Source organism: Stenotrophomonas nitritireducens, assembly GCF_001700965.1.
Lineage (GTDB): Bacteria > Pseudomonadota > Gammaproteobacteria > Xanthomonadales > Xanthomonadaceae > Stenotrophomonas > Stenotrophomonas nitritireducens_A.
In genome coordinates this window covers 521,196-539,771 of record NZ_CP016756.1, presented here as the reverse complement: position 1 = coordinate 539,771, position 18,576 = coordinate 521,196, and the positions used below count along the sequence as shown (strand labels likewise).

17 protein-coding genes are annotated in these 18,576 nt (G+C 65.6%); 9 read left to right on the top strand and 8 right to left on the bottom strand.

Annotated elements, in window-relative coordinates; all coding sequences use genetic code 11:
• Nucleotides 1–13: 13 nt before the first annotated feature.
• Nucleotides 14–1,042 (bottom strand): EF-P beta-lysylation protein EpmB, encoded by a 1,029-nt coding sequence (gene epmB, locus BCV67_RS02390; RefSeq protein WP_062166316.1) that lies wholly within the window; start codon nt 1,040–1,042, stop codon nt 14–16.
• A 100-nt stretch (nt 1,043–1,142) separates the two neighbouring features.
• On the opposite strand from epmB, the gene efp reads away from it, so the two are divergent.
• The 5 genes from efp to BCV67_RS02365 all read left to right on the top strand — a co-directional run bounded on the left by efp (nt 1,143) and on the right by BCV67_RS02365 (nt 5,318).
• Nucleotides 1,143–1,709: an elongation factor P gene (gene efp / locus BCV67_RS02385; protein WP_062166315.1), complete on the top strand. Its 567-nt coding sequence runs from the start codon at nt 1,143–1,145 to the stop codon at nt 1,707–1,709.
• A 117-nt stretch (nt 1,710–1,826) separates the two neighbouring features.
• Nucleotides 1,827–3,164: a TRZ/ATZ family hydrolase gene (locus BCV67_RS02380; RefSeq protein WP_428999496.1), complete on the top strand. Its 1,338-nt coding sequence runs from the start codon at nt 1,827–1,829 to the stop codon at nt 3,162–3,164.
• Between the two features lie 44 nt (nt 3,165–3,208).
• Complete coding sequence (ubiG, locus tag BCV67_RS02375; RefSeq protein ID WP_062171341.1) at nt 3,209–3,931, top strand: bifunctional 2-polyprenyl-6-hydroxyphenol methylase/3-demethylubiquinol 3-O-methyltransferase UbiG; 723 nt, start codon at nt 3,209–3,211, stop codon at nt 3,929–3,931.
• Nucleotides 3,928–4,617: a phosphoglycolate phosphatase gene (locus tag BCV67_RS02370; RefSeq protein WP_062166314.1), complete on the top strand. Its 690-nt coding sequence runs from the start codon at nt 3,928–3,930 to the stop codon at nt 4,615–4,617. The genes ubiG and BCV67_RS02370 overlap by 4 nt, the downstream gene beginning before the upstream one ends.
• A complete protein-coding gene (locus BCV67_RS02365) occupies nt 4,587–5,318 on the top strand; it encodes a hypothetical protein (protein WP_062166313.1) in 732 nt (243 codons plus the stop codon). The genes BCV67_RS02370 and BCV67_RS02365 overlap by 31 nt, the downstream gene beginning before the upstream one ends.
• 437 nt (nt 5,319–5,755) lie before the next feature.
• On the opposite strand, the gene BCV67_RS02360 is transcribed toward BCV67_RS02365, so the two are convergent.
• Genes BCV67_RS02360 through yidD form a run of 3 tightly spaced genes read right to left on the bottom strand, consistent with a single transcriptional unit; the run spans nt 5,756 to nt 8,227 of the window.
• The gene (locus BCV67_RS02360; RefSeq protein ID WP_062166312.1) at nt 5,756–6,607 is read right to left on the bottom strand and encodes a M23 family metallopeptidase; all 852 of its coding nucleotides are present in this window, start codon (nt 6,605–6,607) and stop codon (nt 5,756–5,758) included.
• Nucleotides 6,607–7,953 carry a dihydroorotase gene (locus tag BCV67_RS02355; protein ID WP_062166311.1) on the bottom strand — a complete coding sequence of 449 codons (1,347 nt, stop codon included), beginning with the start codon at nt 7,951–7,953 and terminating at the stop codon, nt 6,607–6,609. The genes BCV67_RS02360 and BCV67_RS02355 overlap by 1 nt, the downstream gene beginning before the upstream one ends.
• 1 nt (nt 7,954) lies before the next feature.
• Complete coding sequence (gene yidD, locus BCV67_RS19915) at nt 7,955–8,227, bottom strand: membrane protein insertion efficiency factor YidD (protein WP_156455733.1); 273 nt, start codon at nt 8,225–8,227, stop codon at nt 7,955–7,957.
• 258 nt (nt 8,228–8,485) lie between these two features.
• Between yidD and dksA the strand changes: the two genes are divergently transcribed.
• Together dksA and BCV67_RS02345 are read left to right on the top strand one after the other, a co-directional pair.
• Complete coding sequence (dksA, locus tag BCV67_RS02350; protein WP_062166310.1) at nt 8,486–9,631, top strand: RNA polymerase-binding protein DksA; 1,146 nt, start codon at nt 8,486–8,488, stop codon at nt 9,629–9,631.
• Nucleotides 9,632–9,692: 61 nt separating this feature from the next.
• Nucleotides 9,693–10,145, top strand: coding sequence for a nucleoside deaminase (locus BCV67_RS02345; RefSeq protein WP_062166309.1), 453 nt, complete (start codon nt 9,693–9,695; stop codon nt 10,143–10,145).
• A 15-nt stretch (nt 10,146–10,160) separates the two neighbouring features.
• Here BCV67_RS02345 and BCV67_RS02340 read toward each other — a convergent pair whose 3' ends face one another.
• Nucleotides 10,161–10,829: a TetR/AcrR family transcriptional regulator gene (locus BCV67_RS02340; RefSeq protein ID WP_062166308.1), complete on the bottom strand. Its 669-nt coding sequence runs from the start codon at nt 10,827–10,829 to the stop codon at nt 10,161–10,163.
• 410 nt (nt 10,830–11,239) lie between these two features.
• Between BCV67_RS02340 and BCV67_RS02335 the strand changes: the two genes are divergently transcribed.
• Both BCV67_RS02335 and BCV67_RS02330 read left to right on the top strand, forming a co-directional pair.
• Nucleotides 11,240–12,724: a carbohydrate porin gene (locus BCV67_RS02335; RefSeq protein WP_062166307.1), complete on the top strand. Its 1,485-nt coding sequence runs from the start codon at nt 11,240–11,242 to the stop codon at nt 12,722–12,724.
• A 185-nt stretch (nt 12,725–12,909) separates the two neighbouring features.
• The gene (locus BCV67_RS02330) at nt 12,910–15,231 is read left to right on the top strand and encodes a beta-glucosidase family protein (RefSeq protein WP_156455732.1); all 2,322 of its coding nucleotides are present in this window, start codon (nt 12,910–12,912) and stop codon (nt 15,229–15,231) included.
• Between the two features lie 57 nt (nt 15,232–15,288).
• Here BCV67_RS02330 and BCV67_RS02325 read toward each other — a convergent pair whose 3' ends face one another.
• From BCV67_RS02325 to cysS, 3 genes are all read right to left on the bottom strand, one after another.
• A complete protein-coding gene (locus tag BCV67_RS02325; RefSeq protein ID WP_062166306.1) occupies nt 15,289–16,524 on the bottom strand; it encodes an MFS transporter in 1,236 nt (411 codons plus the stop codon).
• Nucleotides 16,521–16,958: a SufE family protein gene (locus tag BCV67_RS02320; protein WP_062166305.1), complete on the bottom strand. Its 438-nt coding sequence runs from the start codon at nt 16,956–16,958 to the stop codon at nt 16,521–16,523. The genes BCV67_RS02325 and BCV67_RS02320 overlap by 4 nt, the downstream gene beginning before the upstream one ends.
• 217 nt (nt 16,959–17,175) lie before the next feature.
• Complete coding sequence (cysS, locus tag BCV67_RS02315) at nt 17,176–18,543, bottom strand: cysteine--tRNA ligase (RefSeq protein WP_062166304.1); 1,368 nt, start codon at nt 18,541–18,543, stop codon at nt 17,176–17,178.
• Between the last annotated feature and the right edge of the window lie 33 nt (nt 18,544–18,576).

The window sequence follows — 18,576 nt, the reverse complement described above, 5'->3', positions numbered from 1 at the left end:
GGGCCGCCCGGGTTCAGAGCGGCCGTTTGCTGGTGTCGCCAGCGATCTCGCGCACCAGCTTGGGCACCAGGTAGCCGGACAGCCGCGCCATCAGGCCGGCGTGCAGGGCCAGCGCCTGTGCATCGCTGACCTCGAAATGGGCCGCGCCCTGCACCTTGTCGAGCTGGTACAGGTAGTAGGGCATCACCCCGGCGGCGAAGCTGCGCTCGCTCAGCGCGGCCAGTGCGTCCAGGTCGTCATTCACGCCGCGCAGCAGTACTGCCTGGTTGAGCAGCTGGGCGCCGGTGCCGCGGATGCGGGCGAGGGCGGCATCCACCTGGCTGTCGAATTCATTGGCGTGGTTGGCATGCAGCACGAAGGCCACCGGCCAGGGCAGGCTGCGCAGCCAGTGCAGCAGGCTTTCGTCCACGCGCTCCGGCAGCACCACCGGCAGGCGGCTGTGGATGCGCAGGCGCTTGATGTGGGGGATGGCGGCGAGGGCGTCGGTCAGCTCGGCCAGCTTGGAGGTACTCAGCGACAGCGGGTCACCCCCGGACAGGATGACCTCGTCGATGTCCGGATCGGCGGCGATGGCCGCCACCGCCTCCTGCCAGCCGCCCTTGGCCGCATTCTCGCCGGCATAGTCGAAGTGCCGGCGGAAGCAGTAGCGGCAGTTGATCGCGCAGCTGCCGGTGGTCACCAGCAGGGCGCGGCCACGGTACTTCTGGATCACCCCGGTGGCTTTCTTGGCCTGGCCATCGCCAACCGCGTCGAAGCTGAACCCGGGCACCACCTGCATCTCGTCACTGATCGGCAGCACCTGCCGCAGCAGCGGATCGGCCGGGTCGCCGTGGCGCATGCGGGCGACAAACCCTCGCGGCACCCGCAACGCGAACTGCGCCAGCGCAGCAGCCGAAACGCCCATGGCCTCGGCATCGAGGCCCAGCAATGCCAGCAGCTCGGCCGGGTCGCGGATGGCGTGGCGCCAGTGCGCCTGCCAGCGGTCGTCGGGCAGGGCCAGGATGGCTTTTTCTGGAGTGAGGGCGGGGGCTGCGGTTATCATTGGCGGTCAGAAAAACAGATGGCCTGCCAGACGGCGGGCGTTCCATTCTAATCCGGCCGCCCGCACCACGCGGCGGTTTTGCCAATTCAGGAGTTTCAGCATGGCCAGTTACGGCATGAACGACGTAAAGAACGGGATGAAGATCCTGGTCAACAACACCCCGGCGGTCATCATCGACACCGAGTACGTCAAGCCGGGCAAGGGCCAGGCGTTCACCCGCGTGAAGTACCGCCTGATCAAGGACGGCCGTACCCAGGAAGTGACCATGAAGTCGACCGACTCGCTGGATGCTGCCGACGTGGTCGATACCGACATGAACTTCATGTACAGCGACGGCGAGTACTGGCACTTCATGGACCCGGAAACCTTCGAGCAGGTGCAGGCCGACAAGTCCGGCATGAACGGTGCCGAGAAGTGGCTCAAGGGTGAGGAATCCTGCGTGGTGACCCTGTGGAACGGCACCCCGATCGACGTCACCCCGCCGAATTTCGTCGAGCTGAAGATCGTCGAGACCGACCCGGGCGTGCGCGGTGACACCTCCGGCGGTGGCGGCAAGCCGGCCACGCTGGAATCCGGTGCGGTGGTGCGCGTGCCGCTGTTCGTCAACCAGGATGAAATCATCCGCGTTGACACGCGTTCGGGCGAATACTCGGCTCGCGTCAAGTAAGCAACACGATGCAGGCGCCGCCACCCATCACCTTGCAGCCCCGCGCTGCCGGTGCTGCGGATGCGGCGCCTGTTCGCATCCGGTGTTTGCCGGAGCAAGCAACAGAAGGTGATGACCGTGAGTGACGTGCAACCCCAGCAGTGCGATCTGCTTATCGAAGCCGGCTATGTAGTGCCGATTGAGCCGCATGCGGTGGTGCTTGAAGACCACGCGGTGGCGATCAGCAACGGTGTGATCGTGGCGGTGCTGCCGCGCGCTGAGGCGCGTGCGCGTTTTTCCGCCAAACAGGTGGTATCGCGCCCGGACGCGGCGTTGATCCCCGGCCTGGTCAATGCCCACACCCACAACCCGATGACGCTGCTGCGCGGCGTTGCCGACGATCTGCCGCTGATGACCTGGCTGCGTGAACACATCTGGCCGGTGGAAGCAGCGGTGATCGGGCCGGAGTTCGTTGCCGATGGCACCACCCTGGCCATCGCCGAGATGCTGCGCGGCGGCACAACCTGCGCCAATGAAAACTATTTCTTCGCCGACGTGCAGGCCGCTGTCTACAAGCAGCATGGCTTCCGCGCGCTGGTCGGCTCGGTGGTCATCGATTTCCCCAGTGCCTGGGCCAAGAGCGATGACGAGTACTTCGCCCGCGCTACCGAACTGCACGATGCCTGGCGCGGCGATCCGCTGATCGGCACCGCGTTCGCGCCGCACGCACCGTATACGGTGAGCGATGCCAACTTCGAGCGGGTACGGATGCTGTCCGACCAGCTGGACATCCCGGTGCATCTGCATACCCATGAAACCGCGCAGGAAATCAGCGATTCCATTGCCCTGCACGGGCAGCGCCCGCTGGCGCGGCTGGACCGTCTTGGGCTGGTAAACGACCGCCTGATCGCGGTGCACATGACCCAGCTCACCGAGGCCGAGATCCACCTGTGCGCAGAACGCGGCGTCAGCGTGGTGCATTGCCCCGAATCCAACCTGAAGCTGGCCTCGGGCTTCTGCCCGGCCTGCGCGCTGGTCAAGGCCGGCGTCAACCTGGCCATCGGCACCGACGGCTGCGCCAGCAACAACGACCTGGACATGTTCAGCGAGAACCGCACCGCCGCCATCCTGGCCAAGGCCGTGGCCAATGACGCCACCGCGCTGGACGCGGCGACCACGCTGCGTGCGGCCACCCTGGGCGGTGCACGCGCACTGGGCTTCGGCGACCGCATCGGCTCGATCGAGGTTGGCAAGCAGGCCGATCTGGCCTGCGTGGACCTGTCGGCACTTGAAACGCAGCCGCTGCATCATGTGCTGTCGCAGCTGGTATATGCCGCCGGCCGCCACCAGGTCAGTGATGTGTGGATTGCCGGCAAGCCCAAGCTGGTCCAGCGTCAGCTGGTCGACATGGACATTGCCGCGATCACCGCCAATGCGCGCCAGTGGCGCGACCGCATCCGTACCATCCGCGCCTGACCGCGCACCCGGCCGCCGCCCGGTGGCCGCAAGAGGAAACCGATATGAGCGCAGCTTCCACCTCCACCAATTTCGATCAGGCAGAACTGGACAAGTTCGCCGCGCTGGCCAACCGCTGGTGGGACGCGGACGGCCCGCAGAAGCCGCTGCATGCGCTGAACCCGGTGCGCCTGAAGTACGTGGCCGACCGCGCGACGCTGCGTGGCGCCAAGGTCGTGGACATCGGCTGCGGTGGTGGCCTGCTCAGCGAAGCGCTGGCCAAGGAAGGGGCGCAGATGACGGCCATCGACCTGGCGCCGGAGCTGGTCAAGGTTGCCCGTCTGCACGGCCTGGAATCGGGCGTCACGGTCGATTACCGGGTACAGGCGGCAGAAGACCTGGCCGAGGAACAGGCCGGCAGTTTCGATGTGGTGACCTGCATGGAAATGCTGGAACACGTACCGGACCCGGGCGCGATCATTGCCGCCTGCCATCGTCTGCTGCGGCCGGGTGGCAAGTTGTTCCTGTCCACCATCAACCGCACCCCGGCGGCGTTTGCGGTAGCCATCGTAGGTGCCGAGTACATCGCCCGGCTGCTGCCCAAGGGCACGCACCACTACCAGGAATTCATCAAGCCGGCCGAGCTGGGTGCATGGCTGCGCGCTGCCGATCTGTCCCTGCAGGACGTCAGCGGCATGGCCTACGAGCCGTGGCGCAACCGCGCCCGCCTGAGTAGCCGCACCGACATCAACTACCTGGCCTACGCGGTCAAGCCGGAACAGGCATGACCACGCACGGATTCCCGGCAGCGGTGCTGTTCGATCTGGACGGTACCTTGCTGGACAGCGCACCCGACTTCGTCGCCACCGCCAACCGCATGCTGCAGGCACGCGGTATGGGCGAGGTGAGCCTGGAGCAACTGCGGCCGGCGGTGTCCAAAGGCTCACGCGCGATGCTGGCGGTGGCGTTCCCGCAAATGGGCGAGGCCGAGCGCCATGCGCTGGTGCCGGAATTCCTTGAGATCTACGAAGCGCTGATCGGCCAGTACGCGCAGCTGTTCGACGGCGTGGAGACGATGCTGCAGGCACTGGAGCAGGCCGGTAGCACCTGGGGCATCGTCACCAACAAGCCCGAATACCTGGCACGGCTGATCCTGCCGCAACAGGGCTGGCAGCAGCGCTGCGCGGTGCTGATCGGCGGCGACACCCTGGCCGAGCGCAAGCCGCACCCACTGCCGCTGCAGGTGGCGGCACAACAGATCAACATCGGCGTCGCCGCCTGCGTCTACGTCGGCGACGACGAGCGCGACATCCTGGCCGCCCGTGCGGCGGGCATGCCGTCGGTGGCAGCACTGTGGGGCTATCGTCTGGACGCCGACGACCCGCTGGCCTGGCAGGCGGACAGCCTGTGCGGGCAACCGAGTGAACTCTGGCAGCCAGCCGCATGGCCAGCTACCCAACCGGCTTCGGCCTGATCGAAACAACGAGGTTTGATGTGAGCAGTGCGCTGGACAGCTTCCTGGACAAGTGGCGTGAGCGGTGGCCGGAATGGGCTTTCGTGGAGCGTTTTGTCGACGAGGCCGATCGTGAACGCAGTGTGGCGTGGTTTGCGTTGCTGCAGGAATTCGACGACATGCTCAACGCCAGCGGCGACACCACGCCGCAGGACGCCAAGCTGGCGTGGTGGGGCGAGGAACTGCGCAGCTGGGACGCGCAGCGCTCGCGGCACCCGCTGGGGCGAGTACTGGAGCCGGTACGCGCGCCCTGGGGCCAACTGGCCGAGGCGCTGCCAAGCCTGATCCAGGCACGTGACCGCCCCGCGGATGCGGCGCAGGCGCGCCATGCATTGGCGCAGTACGCCGCAGCAGTTGCGGCGGTGGAAGCGGCGATGTTCAGCAGCAAGGCGTCGCCTGCAGCTGCAGACGCGGTGCTTACGCAGACGCTGGCCCTGCGCGTGCAGGAGCAGGCAGCAGCGTTGCCGCAGTCTTTCAGCAATGAAATGGAATGGGACAAGGCGCTGCAAGCGGGCTGGCCGTCACGCGTTGCCGGCCCGCGTCCGCGCCGGGTATACGCGATGTTGGCCCGTGGCCGGCAGCAGGCCCGTATTCGCGGCGGCGAGTACCAACCAAGCCCGGCAGGTCTGCTGTGGCGTAGTTGGTGGGCTGCGCGGGGGTGAGCTGGGGGCAGGGATTGCTCTAGGCACTTCCTTCTCCCGCTGGCGGGAGAAGGTGCCCGAAGGGCGGATGAGGGCGCTTTGCGCTGTTGATCTATCAGCTTCGCGGCTTACGCCGCTCCCACAGCCATTATGAAAATGCTCCTGTAGAGCCGAGCCATGCTCGGCTGAGGCTCTACCGGTGAAGCGCCTGCCGAGCATGGCTCGGCACTACACGTGACGCCCTTGCCGAGCATGGCTCAGCAGAAGCCTCGCAGGCCCATTACCTTCTCCCGTTTACGGGAGAAGGTGCCCGAAGGGCGGATGAGGGCGCTCTGTGCAGTTGATCTACGAGCTTCGCGGCTTACGCCGCTCCTACAAGTAGTGCCGAGCCATGCTCGGCTGGGGCCCTGCCGGTAAGGCTTCTGCCGAGCATGGCTCGGCACTACGGCGCTTCGGCTTTATTTGCCGCGTTCGAGCACCAGCAGCGGGTCGATGCGGGTGTCGAACCAGTTCATGCCCCAGTGCAGGTGCGGGCCGGTGGCACGGCCGGTGGCGCCAACCGCGGCGATGTTCTGCCCTTGCTCGATCCTGTCACCAACCTTCACGTCGATCCGCGACAGATGCAGGAAGTTGGAGCTGATGCCGAAGCCGTGGTCCAGCACCAAGGTGCCGCCGGTCAGGTACAAATCCGGACCAGCAAACGTCACGATGCCTGCCGCCGGGGCCTTCACCGGGGTGCCGGTGGGTACGGCGATATCCATGCCGGAGTGGCCGCTGCCCGGCTGCCCGTTGTAGACGCGAGCATTGCCGAAGCGGCCGCTGATGCGGCCCTGTACCGGCCAGATGAAGGTCTGGGTGAAGTCGGTGCGGTTGTCGTCGCGCTTGCGCGATTCGGTCACCAATGCCTGCTCGCGGGCAATGCGCTCGGCAATTGCCGGTGGCGGATTCACGGTCTTGGGCGGCACGCCGTTGACGCGCTCCACCGGCCAGTCGCGCGGGCTCACCGTGATCGACACGGTTTCGCTGCCGCCATCCGGGCGCTGTACCTGCACCTGCAACGGTCCTTTCTCGTCGCGACCGATGCCGAACACCACGCTGCCATAGCTGCTGACCCGCAGGTCGCGGCCGCCATAACGGACTGTGCTTCCAGCCGGCACCTTGCCGATCACCATCGCGCCCTGCGAGGCGCTGGCCGGGAATACGACGCGGTTGTCGAGCAGGTTGCCGATGCCGTCCTGGGCCTGCGCGGGCAGGGCGGTGAGCAGGGGCGCTGCCAGCAGCAGCGCGCCCATCATCAAGACCGCACGCATCAGCGGTCGTAGGTCATGCGCTGGCCGGCCGGCGTGCCGACCAGCTTGCTGCCGTCCCATACCTGCTGGCCATTGACCCAGGTGGAGGCGATGCGCGACTGGAAGGTGGTGCCTTCAAACGGCGACCAGCCGCACTTGGACAGCACGTCTTCGCGCTTTACGGTGAACGGCACGTCCTCGACCAGTACCAGGTCGGCGAAATAACCCTCGCGCAGGAAGCCGCGTTCTTCCACGTCGAACAGCTGCGCCGGGGCATGGGCGAATTTCTGCACCACCTGCTCACGGGTGAGCTTGCCTTCGTGCACGCGCTCCAGCGCCGCCACCAGCGCGTACTGCACCAGCGGCAGGCCGGACGGGGCCTGTGCGTAGGTCTTCTGCTTCTCTTCCCAGGTATGCGGGGCGTGGTCGGTGGCCAGCACGTCGAGCACGTCGTCGGCCAGCGCGGCAGTGATCGCCTCGCGGTCGGACACTTCCTTGATCGCCGGGTTGCACTTGATCAGGTTGCCCTTGGTCGCGTAGTCCGGGCGCGCGAAATGCAGGAAGTGCACGCAGGTCTCGGCGGTGATCTGCTTGCGGCTGCCATCGGCGCGGATCAGCGGGCCTTTCTCGAACAGCGCCAGTTCATCGGCGGTGGAAATATGCAGCACGTGCAGGCGGGTGCCGTGCTTGCGGGCCAGCGACATCGCCAGACGGGTGGACTTGATGCAGGCCTCGCGCGAGCGGATGTCCGGATGCATGTCTGGAGTCAGCGCGTCGCCGTACTTTTCCTGGAAGGCCTTCAGGTTGGCATCGATCATCGGCGTGTCTTCACAGTGCGTGATGATCGGCGTCGGGCATTCGCGGAAGATTGCGTCCAGGGTTTCCGGATTGTCGACCAGCATGTTGCCGGTGGAGGCACCCATGAACACCTTCACGCCCGGCGCCTTCTTCGGGTCGAGCACGCGGATGGCTTCCAGGTTGTCGTTGCTGGCGCCGTGGTAGAAGCCGTAGTTGGCCCAGGCGCGGCCCTTGGCCAGCGCGTACTTGGCTTCCAGGATGGTCGAATCCAGGGTCGGCGGGTTGGTGTTGGGCATGTCCATGAAACTCGTCAGGCCACCGGCAACCGCTGCCGCCGACTCGCTGGCGATATCGCCCTTGTGGGTCAGGCCCGGCTCGCGGAAGTGGACCTGGTCATCGATCATCCCCGGCAGCAGCCAGCGCCCGGCCGCATCCACCACCTGTTCACCATCGCGCGGAGTCAGGCCGCTGCCGATCTGCGCGATACGGTCGTTCTCGATGCGCAGGTCGCCGTCGAAGGTACGGCCTTCGTTGACCATGCGGGCATTGCGGATAAGCGTGGAGGACATGTCAGTGTTTTCCTGTACAGCGGCAAGAAGGGGAATCGGCGCGCCCCGGAACCGGATCCAAGCCACCCGGATGGAACGGGTGGCAGCGCCCCAGTCGGCGCAGGGTAAGCCAACACCCCCGTAGCGGCCCGTGTATGCGGATCGCGTCCATGGAGTATTCCGAGCAACTGGGATAGAAACGACAGCGCGGCCCGAGCAGGGGGCTGATGAAGCGCTTGTAGAAGCGCAGTACGGCAATGAGGAGGCGGCCGATCACCGCCAAATGATAAGCCACTTGGCAAGCGAGCAGGATTTGTCGCAGGATGCGGGATGGCGCCGGTAAAGACTCCGTGCTTTCCGCTGCCAGCCAGGGGCGATGGCGCGCCTGGTTACGTTCCGAACTGCGCGAAACGGTCCGGTGACGCCACCGGACCGGTCTGCACGGGTCGGGCATCCGTTCACATACGGTGCCCGGCGCGGTTGCTGCTGCTGGTCGGGTAGGCTATAAAGGCCCGCTTTCCCGGGCCCCGGGGGAAACAAGGAAGAGCGTTTCGTGGCTGCTAAAAAACCTGCAAAAAAGGCCGTCAAGGTCGCCAAGAAAACCGCCAAACCTGTAGTCAAGAAGGCGGTGTCCAAGCCGGTTGCAAGCAAGCCGGTGGCCAAGACTGCCAAGCCGGCAGCGAAGAAGGCGCCCGCCAGCAAGGCGGTTGCCAAGAAAACGCCGGTCAAGAAGGCAGCTGCTGCCAGCAAGCCCGTAGCCAAGAAGGCTGCGGTTAAGACGGTAGTGGCTAAAAAGGCGGCCCCTGCTGCCAAGAAGGCGGCGGTAAAAAAGGTGACCAAGCCGGTTGCCGCGCCAGTTGCCAAGAAGGCAGCTGCGCCGGTTACCAAGGCCACCAAGCCCGTTGCCAAGCCTGTCGTCAAGAAGGTGGCCGAACCTGCAGCCACCAAAACGCCCAAGACTCCTGTCAAACCCGTGGTCAAGTCCGTACCGAAGCCAGCTGCAAAGCCGGCGGCGGCCAAGTCTGTCCCGGTCGAAGTCGCCAAGACGGCCCCAGCTCCGGCACCTGCGCCGGTTGCTGCCAAGCCGGCCCCAACGGCCAAGGCCCCGCAATCCAAGAATCCCGTGCCTGTTTCGAAATCCAACGTCAAAACTCCCGTCAAATCCACTGCTCCTGTTGCCGTCCGTCCCGTGGGCAAGGTTGCAGTTGCTGTAACCGCGCGTTCGACCGCTCCGGCACCGCGCAGCAAGTACAAGGTTGTCGAATACGACACCGATGAGGCCACTGGCCGTCCGATCCTGCCCGCCGGCTACAAGCCCAGTGCAGATGAGGAGTACATGAGCACGCTGCAGCAGGAGTACTTCCGCCAGCGCCTGTTGAACTGGCGTGCGGACCTGGTCGAGGAATCGAAGCAGACCATCGAAAACCTGCGCGACGAAGTGCGTGACATCGGCGATGAAGCCGAACGTGCCACCCGCGAGACTGAAAATTCGCTGGAACTGCGTACCCGCGACCGCTACCGCAAGCTGATCGGCAAGATCGACAGCACGCTCAAGCGCCTGGAAGCCGGTGATTACGGCTTCTGCGTCGATACCGGCGAAGACATCGGTCTGGATCGCCTGGAAGCCCGTCTCACCGCCGAGCGCACGATTGATGCGCAGGAGCGTTGGGAGCACCTGCAGAAGCAGCAGGGCGACTGATCGATCCGTCTGCTGTCACCCGAAAACCCCGCTGCGGCGGGGTTTTCTTTTGGAGAAAACCATGCCCGCAGAAACCCATATGCGCCGCGCGCTGGCCTTGGCCCGCGGCAACATCGCCGCCGGTGGCCGGCCCTTCGGGGCTGTGCTGGTCAAGGATGGCCAGGTGCTTGCCGAGGCGGCCAACGGCATTCACAACAGCCATGACCCCACCGATCACGCCGAGATGCGCGCCATACGGCTGGCCAGCGCCACGTTGGCCAGCCCGCGCCTGCAGGGCTGCGTGATCTACGCCAGCGGCCATCCCTGTCCTATGTGCCTGGCCGCGATGTATCTCAGCGGCATCGAGCAGGCCTGGTTTGCCTACGACAACGAAGACGGGCGGGCCTTCGGGCTTTCCACCAGCGCGGTCTACCAGCGACTTGCGCAGGGCCCGCAGGCGCCCGGATCCGGCCTGCAGCAGCTGCGTCCGCAGGACGAGCAGGGGCTGTATGCCGAATGGGCTGCAGCGCAGTAGCGCCAGGCCGGTCGTTCAGTGCGCCGCGATGGCGCGCTGCAGGCGTTCCAGGTAACGCTCGAAATGCCCGCCCAGATCCGCCTTGTTCGGATGCCGCAGCCATAGCAGTTGCAGGCCGTCCATCATCGACACCAGTTCGGCGGCGATCTGCGCAGGTTCCACCGACGGGATTATCTCGCCGGTCTGCTGGCCGTGCCGCACGCTGCGCGCGATCAGCTCCAGCATCAGCGCGGCGCGTTGATCGAACCATGCCTGGGCGGGATGGCCTTCGCTCAGGCTTTCAGCGTTGAGCAGCGAGAACGCCTTGATGACGCCTGGGATCTCGGTGTTGGCGCGGTTCACCACGCGCAGCTGTTCAAGCAGCACCGGCCACGCCACCGGCGGCCCCGCAACCGCTTCCTCCAGGGTCAGGCCCTGCGGGAATTCGGGCAGCCGTGGGCTGCGTTGGTCGCGCACCTCCAGCACCGCCAGCAGCATGTCGATCTTGCTGGGGAAGTAGTGCAGCAGGCCGGGCAGGGTCAGCCCGACCTGGACCGCGACTTCGCCGATGGAGGCGTTGCTGTAGCCGTCGCGCGCGAAGACCTGCATGGCCGCATCGAGGATCTGCTGGCGGCGCTTTTCGCCCTTTGGGGAGCGGCGGCGTGCGTGCGAAATGGCGGCGGAGGTCGGTGCCGGAGTGGGCAAAAGCAGGGCTCGGTTGGGCTGCGCTTCGCACTTTATGCGCGTTCAGGCCCTGCGCCGCAAGCCGCATTGCTGTACCCACGTCACAGTTTTTGACAAACCTACTGGCAGGTAGGTTTACTGCGGCCGCATCGGCGAATCGCTTGGTGGCGGAACGCCAACCAGCGGATCGCTTGCCTGGAAATGATCGTGAACGACATCGCGGCAAGGGCGTTCGGCCTTCCGGCCATTGCGCCAACGGTATTGCCGTCCAGCGTAGCTGGCCGGCCCGCGGATCACGCTCATGCAGGCAGAAGGCTGGCGCCGAGGTGCGGTAGCGCGCGGTCACATCAGTGGTTGCACGCAACGGTAGGCGAGCGGGCGGCTGGCGCGGAGGTATCGGCCGTCCTCCATCACTTTGGGAGGGCAAGGCAATGAAGAAGTGCTGTAGAAACAGGCGGGGCATCGCCTTCAATGCGGCGGCGCTGGCAGGCTGCCTGGGATTTTTTGCACCCTGGGCCCATGCGGAAACCGCAGCGGGCGGCTCCGCGGTGGAGGCCGCCGAATCAAACAACGCAGCAGCCAGCGACGCAGCGCCACAAGGCGAGGTGGAGGGCGCAACGGCGGGTGATGCGGCCATCGTCGATCCGGCGCAGCAGGTACTGCCCGCAGGCGATGGTCAGGGCGCGCGTGCGCAACCCACGTGCCACAACTACGACGAGTTTGTCAGCCGCGGTTCCGAGTCGCCGATCATCACCACCTGCGAAACCCTGTCGCCGACGCTGCTGGGCCTGCGCCCCAAGCTCTACGACAAGGGCTGGATGTTCATGGGTTTCTACAGTGCGTCGGAAACCTATGATCTGCGCGGTCAGGAGAGCCGCCCACAGATGTACAACGGGCAACGGCCCAGTTTCAGCGGCATGCTGGTGACCATCACCACCTACGATCTGTCGCGGCTGGGTTGGTGGGGGGATCGCTCACAGCTGACATTCGAAGCCAACAGCTGGCGCACCGTCTATCGCGATTCCGGGTTGAACGATGATCTGGCGGTCGCGCAGTTGTCGGTGCAGCAGGAGTTCGCCAAAGGCCGGGTGCGCATTCAATACGGCTACTACGGCATGCTCGGTCAGTTCGTTGGCCTGTTCCTGGGTGCCAGCACCGCGTCTTCGGCGCTGGGTCCGACCAGCATCATTCCCAACTTGGCCGGCATGGCCGCCTTCAAGCCGGTGCCCGGCTTCGATATCCGTCTGTATTCCAAGGATGGCCGCTTCTACGACCACTTCGGCGTGGCGCGCTCGCAGAGCCCTGACGGGTTTCTGGTTGACAGCAAGCAGAACCCGTCAGGGTTGAAGTGGAGCGTGGACGGCGCAAAGCCGATTTACGTCAATGAAATCGGCTACCGCGTGGCGTCCAGTGCCGATACCCGCATGACTTGGATCCGTCAGGGCAGCCTGTACAACCGCACGCGCTACAACGATTTCAGCAAGCCCGGGCAGAAGGGCCAGAACCACGCCTACTACCTGATCGCCGACTACCAGTTCACCCAGCCCGACAAGGACATGCCCTACCGCGGCTGGTACTTCAACGTGAAAGGCAATTACGCGGCGCCGGAACACAACATCTTCAGTTCCGACTACGCGCTGACGCTGTACAGCCTGGCGCCGTTCGCCAAGCGACCGGGTGACATGGTGTCCATCGGCTATACCCGCAACGAGGTCAGCAAGGACGCGGTGAACTACCTGCGCAGCCAGGGCATGGACCCGGTGCGTTTCAGTTCCAGTACTTCGCTGTCGTACGCGTTGCGTGCGTCGCGAGGCATCTACTGGGTCAATACGCTGAGCTATACGCGCAACCCGGTGATCACCCAGCAGCACCCGGACGCGATGAACCTGCAGAGCCAGTTGACGTTCTCGTTCTGACCCCGGCCGCGGCCATCGCGTTGGCCGTGGCATTTGCAATGCAACAGACAGTCGCCACCGATAGGCACCGGTCATGTCCTGGCCAGGGTTGCGGTGTGCAGGCAATCGCGCGCCCGTTTACACACGGCGCAACTTTCACGCATGGGGCGCCCCGCGACAGCGCCGGCGCCCGAGGAGATACCCGCATGGCAACAATGCAGAGAACGCACCAACTGGCGCCGATGGTGGCCGGGATCATGCTGGCGCTGGCCCTGGCAGCCACGGCGCAGGCCAAGGAGCTGCCCAAGCTGGGCCAGGCGCCGCTGCAGCAGGTGGTAGCGGCACTGACCGTGGAGGAAAAGATTGCCTTGGTGACCGGCCAGGGCATGGTTTTCCCTGGTCTGCCGGATGACATGCAGGCGCCGGTGGTGGGCGCCATTGATGACCACGTGCCCGGTGCCGCCGGCGCCACGGTAGCGGTTCCGCGGCTTGGCATTCCCTCGCTGGTGCTGTCCGACGGCCCGGCCGGCGTGCGTATCAACCCGACCCGCAAGAACGCGCCGGGCAAGACCTTCCATGCCACGGCCTTCCCGATCGGCAGTGCGTTGGCCAGCAGCTGGGACACGGCGCTGGTACGCGAAGTGGGGTCGGCCATCGCCGACGAGGCCGCTGCCTACGCCATCGATGTGATGCTCACCCCGGCGATGAACATTCATCGCTATCCGCTGGGCGGGCGCAATTTCGAGTATTACTCGGAAGACCCGGTGGTGACCGGCGAGACCGCCGCCGCGCTGGTGCAGGGTCTGCAGGACCGCGGTGTCGGCGCCTCGGTGAAACACTTTGCGGTGAACAACCACGAGTGGAACCGTAACACCATCAATGCGCGGGTGGATGAGCGGGCATTGCGTGAGATCTACCTCAAGGGCTTTGAGATCGCAATGCACAAAGGGCAGCCGTGGACGGTGATGTCCAGCTACAACAAGCTCAACGGCAGCTACACCTCGGAAAGTACGTGGCTGCTGAGTGACGTGCTGCGCACGCAATGGAACTACCAGGGCCTGGTCATGACCGACTGGTTCGGCGGCAAGGATGCGGTTGCACAGATGCGTGCCGGCAACGAGCTGTTGATGCCCGGCACTGGCAGCCAACGCAAGGTGCTGAGTGCGGCACTGGCCAATGGCACGCTGGATCAGCGCGTGCTCGACCGCAATGTGACGCGGGTGCTGGAGCTGGTGCTGCGCAGCCGCGCCTACAAGCAGGCGCCGCATTCGGACGCACCGGACCTGCGTGGCAATGCGACGATCTCGCGGCGCGCTGCAACCCAGGGCATGGTGCTGCTCAAGAACGATGCTGCGACCCTGCCACTGGCGGCGGCTTCGCGGCTGGCGATACTTGGCCATGGCAGTTACGAGGTGATCACCGGCGGTACCGGCAGTGGCGACGTCAACAAGGCCTATGCCATCTCGCTGCTGCAGGGCTTGCAGAATGCCGGCTTCAGCAATGCGGCGGGGCTGGGCGAGCGTTACGCCCTCTACATTGCCGAGCAGACGCCGAAACTGCCGACTACCTTGTGGTATCTGCCCAAGCCACGTGTGCCGGAGCGGCCCGTGGAAGCTGCCGAGCTGGCACAGCTGGCGCAGCAGCAGGATCTGGCCGTGGTGACCATCAGCCGCGGCTCGGGCGAATTTGTCGATCGCAAGCCGGAGAACGACTTCCAGCTCAGCGCCACCGAGCGCGCGTTGCTGCAGGCCACCTCCACCGCGTTTCATGCCCAGGGCAAGAAGGTCGTGGTGGTGCTCAATATCGGCGGAGTGATGGAGACGGCAAGCTGGAGGGACCTGGCCGATGCGATCCTGCTGGCCTGGCAGCCCGGCCAGGAAGCTGGCAACGCGGTGGCCGACGTGTTGTCCGGCGCGGTGAATCCCTCCGGCAAGCTGGCCGATACCTTTGCCATCAACCTCGCCGATTACCCTGCCGCCGATGGCTTCCCCGGCAAGGTGCTGCAGGGGCCGGATCCCAACGATAAATCCATCTTCGGCGAGATCGCGCGTGCGGCCGAAGTGGAATACCGCGACAGCATCTGGGTGGGTTACCGCCATTTCGATACGCGCAAGGTGGATGTGGCCTATCCGTTCGGGTTTGGCCTGTCCTACACCGATTTCAGCTATAGCGACCTGAAGGTGGACGGTGGCACGCAGGGGCCGGTTCACGCCAGCGTGAAAATCACCAACACCGGCAAGGTGGCCGGGCGCGAGGTTGCGCAGGTCTATGTGTCGGCACCGTCATCGCCGCTGCCCAAGCCGGCGCAGGAACTGCGGGCCTTTGCGAAAACCACCCTGTTGCAGCCCGGCCAGTCGCAGGTGCTGCAGTTCCAGATCGAGGGCAGGGATCTGGCCTCGTTCAACCCTGAGCTGGGCCGCTGGGTGGCCGACAAGGGACGCTACAGCCTGCGGGTGGGCGCCTCGTCGCGGGACATCCGCGCGCAGCAGGGCTTCGACAAGGCCGAAGCCAGCAGCTACACGCCGTGAGGCGTCACCGGGGCTGAGTGTGATTACCGGGGCCGGTTCACTACCGGCCCCGGTTGCCTACAGATCCTGCAGGTTGTCCAGCTTGCGCAGCTGCGGCGCCTTCCAGGCAGTGAGGGCGGCAACGCCCAACACCGCACAGCCGCCAATCACCACCGCCGGCACCAGGCCGAGCAGGCGCGCCATGCTGCCGCCATAGAACGCCCCCAGCTCGTTGGATGAGCTGATGAAGATGCCGTTGATCGACGAGACCCGGCCACGCATTTCATCCGGCGTCACCAACTGCATGATGGTCGAACGCACCACTACCGACACCCCATCGCAGGCGCCATAGAACAGCAGGATCGCGGCCGACAGCCAGAAACTGTGCGACAGCCCGAAGGCGATCACGCACAGGCCGAAACCGGCCACCGCAAACAACAATACCCTGCCGGCATTGCGGCGCAGCGGATGCCGCGCCAGCCACAGGCCCACGCAGATCGAGCCCAGCGCCGGTGCCGCGCGCAGGATGCCCAGTCCCTCGGGCCCGTAATGCAGGATGTCCTGGATGAAGGCGGGCAGCATCGCCACCACGCCGCCGAGCAGTACCGAAAACATGTCCAGCGCCATCGCGGCGAGCATGATCTGGTTGGACAGCACGAAGCGGGCGCCTTCGGCAATGCTGGCGAAGATCGGTGCACGCTGCAGCGACGGTGCCGGTTCGCTGACCTTCAACGAGGCCATGGCCACCAAGGCCAGCACCGCCATCACTGCGGCCACGCCATAGGACAGGCCTTTGCCGCCCACCGCGACCAGCACGCCGCCCACCGCAGGCCCCAGCACCATTCCAGCCTGGAAGACGACGGTGCCAAAGCCGGCGCCGCGTGCGAACTGCTCACGTGCCAGCACGCGGGCGAACAGCGCGTTGTACACCGGAGACAGGAAGGCCCGCACCATGCCGGTCAGCGCTACCGCCAGATAGATCGGCCATACGCCTTTGATGGGCAGCCAGCCGGTGGCGACGGCCACCAGCATCAAGGCGGTGGCAATCAGCCCCAGGCAGGCGGCCATGCCCAGCTTGCGGCGCGGCAGGTGGTCGACCAGGTAGCCTGCAAAAGGTGCCACGCAGAAATAGGGCAGCACTTCGGCCAGGCCGATCAGGCCCAGCGAGAACGGATTGCGGGTGACTTCATAGATGTGCCAGCCGACCGTGACCGCCACGATCTGGTAGGACAGCATGGCAGCGATACGGTACAGCAGCAGCCAGGTGAAGCCGGGCCGGCGCAGCAGTTCGGCGATGGAGCCGGTGTTGCTCACTGCCTGGCTTGGGCCGTATCGCGGATGAAGGCCAGCATCGCGGCCAGGCCGTTGCTGCGCGTCGGCGACAGGTGCTTGGCAAGGCCGATGGCGGACACGTAATCCGGATCGGTGGCCAGGATCTCCGCGGCCGAGCGGCCCGAGTACACGCGCAACGCCAGATAGATCAGGCCCGAGACAATGGCCGAATCACTGATGGCGTGGAACACCAGCTTGTCGGCGTCGCCTTCGGGCACGATCCAGACCATGGACTGGCAGCCGAGCAGGCGGTGTTCTTCGGTCTTCCATTCTTCCGGGAAGGCAGGCAGCTTGCGGCCCAGGTCAATCAGGTACTGGTAGCGCTCGGACCAGTCACCGAAGAACGAGAATTCCTCGGCAATGGCGGCCTGGGCGTCGGCGGGAGTGGGTTCGAGCGGGAAGGGGGAGTTGATCATTGGGATTCCTGTTCTGGCCTGTCGTCCTGGTGGCGACAGGCTTGGGTGGGGCGAGGTTTGCTTGCCCCTCTCCCCAACCCCTCTCCCGCAAGGGGAGAGGGGCTCAGTGCGCCGCAAACTGACGCAGTATTGTGTAGCTGCAGCTTCCGCTTTAGCCCCTCTCCCCTTGCGGGAGAGGGGTTGGGGAGAGGGTGGGGCGAAGCCCCGGAAGGAGGCCTCAGCCCCGCTTCCAGCGCACACCCTGTGGCGTGTCTTCCAGCACGATGTTCTCCGCGGCCAGCTGGTCACGGATGGCATCGGCACGGGCGAAGTCACGCGCCTGTTTGGCAGCGATGCGTTCGTCGATCAGCGTTTGGATGCGGGCGTCGTCGCCGGCTTCGGCACCGCGACCGAACCAGTCGGCCGGTGCCTGCTGCAGCAGGCCCAGGGCCAAGCCGGCACCCAGCAGCTCACGCTTCAGGCGTGTTTTGTCTTCGATGGATTCAGCCTTGCGCGCCTCGCTGGCGATGCGCGCCACTTCAGCCAGCGCCAGCGGCGTGTTGAGGTCGTCTTCCAGCGCAGCCTCGACGCTGGCGGGGATTTCAGCGGTCGCGTCGACATCGACCAGGTCGCGCAACGTGCCGTACAGCCGATCCAGGGTGCGCACCGACTGTTCGATCAGCGCATCGGACCACTCCAGCGGCTGCCGGTAGTGGGCCGACAGCAGCGCATAGCGCAGCGCTTCCGGCGGATGCTGGCGCACCAGGTCATGCACGCGCTGGATGTTGCCGATCGACTTGCTCATCTTGCCGCCGTCGAAATTGAGCATGCCGTTGTGCAGCCAGAAGCGGGCGAAGGTCTGCCCGCCATGGGCGCAGACACTCTGCGCGATCTCGTTCTCGTGGTGCGGGAACTGCAGGTCGACGCCGCCTGCGTGGATGTCGATGGTCGGGCCCAGGTGCGCGGCGGCCATTGCCGAGCACTCGATGTGCCAGCCCGGGCGGCCACGGCCCCAGGGCGAATCCCAGCCGGGCAGGTCGTCGCTGGACGGCTTCCACAGCACGAAGTCGCCGGCTTCGCGCTTGTACGGGGCAACCTCGACGCGCGCACCGGCCAGCATTTCCTCCGGATCGCGGCGCGAAAGCTTGCCGTAATCGGCAAAGCTGCTGACCGAGAACAGCACATGGCCCTGCGCGGCATAGGCATGGCCGCTGGCGATCAGCTGCTCGACCATGGCGATGATCTGCGGGATATGCGCGGTGGCCTCCGGCTCGATGTCCGGCGGCATCACGCCCAGCGCAGCCATGTCTTCGCGGTAGGCGGCGGCAAAACGGTCGGTGATGGCCGAAATCGGCACGCCCTGGTCCTTGGCCGCGGCATTGATCTTGTCGTCAACGTCGGTGATGTTGCGGGCGTAGCGCAGATTGCCATAGCGCCGGCGCAGCAGCGCCGCCAGCACCCCGAACACCACCGGGCCGCGCGCATTGCCGATATGTACATAGTTGTAGACCGTGGGGCCGCACACATACAGGGTGGGGGCGGCGGGGTCGAGCGGAGCAAACGGCTCCAGCTGCCGCGTCAGGTTGTTGTGCAGGCGCAGGGTCATGGCAATCCGGGGGTAAGCGAACCTGTCAATTCT

What these genes read in the sequence shown, in the direction of transcription:
- efp (WP_062166315.1), top strand. Translation starts at nt 1,143, where the DNA reads ATGGCCAGTTACGGCATGAACGACGTAAAGAACGGGATGAAGATCCTG.
- BCV67_RS02335 (WP_062166307.1), top strand. Translation starts at nt 11,240, where the DNA reads ATGAAGAAGTGCTGTAGAAACAGGCGGGGCATCGCCTTCAATGCGGCG.
- epmB (WP_062166316.1), bottom strand. Translation starts at nt 1,042, where the DNA reads ATGATAACCGCAGCCCCCGCCCTCACTCCAGAAAAAGCCATCCTGGCC.
- cysS (WP_062166304.1), bottom strand. Translation starts at nt 18,543, where the DNA reads ATGACCCTGCGCCTGCACAACAACCTGACGCGGCAGCTGGAGCCGTTT.
- BCV67_RS02330 (WP_156455732.1), top strand. Translation starts at nt 12,910, where the DNA reads ATGGCAACAATGCAGAGAACGCACCAACTGGCGCCGATGGTGGCCGGG.
- BCV67_RS02365 (WP_062166313.1), top strand. Translation starts at nt 4,587, where the DNA reads ATGGCCAGCTACCCAACCGGCTTCGGCCTGATCGAAACAACGAGGTTT.
- BCV67_RS02370 (WP_062166314.1), top strand. Translation starts at nt 3,928, where the DNA reads ATGACCACGCACGGATTCCCGGCAGCGGTGCTGTTCGATCTGGACGGT.
- BCV67_RS02360 (WP_062166312.1), bottom strand. Translation starts at nt 6,607, where the DNA reads ATGCGTGCGGTCTTGATGATGGGCGCGCTGCTGCTGGCAGCGCCCCTG.
- BCV67_RS02320 (WP_062166305.1), bottom strand. Translation starts at nt 16,958, where the DNA reads ATGATCAACTCCCCCTTCCCGCTCGAACCCACTCCCGCCGACGCCCAG.
- BCV67_RS02355 (WP_062166311.1), bottom strand. Translation starts at nt 7,953, where the DNA reads ATGTCCTCCACGCTTATCCGCAATGCCCGCATGGTCAACGAAGGCCGT.
- ubiG (WP_062171341.1), top strand. Translation starts at nt 3,209, where the DNA reads ATGAGCGCAGCTTCCACCTCCACCAATTTCGATCAGGCAGAACTGGAC.
- BCV67_RS02345 (WP_062166309.1), top strand. Translation starts at nt 9,693, where the DNA reads ATGCCCGCAGAAACCCATATGCGCCGCGCGCTGGCCTTGGCCCGCGGC.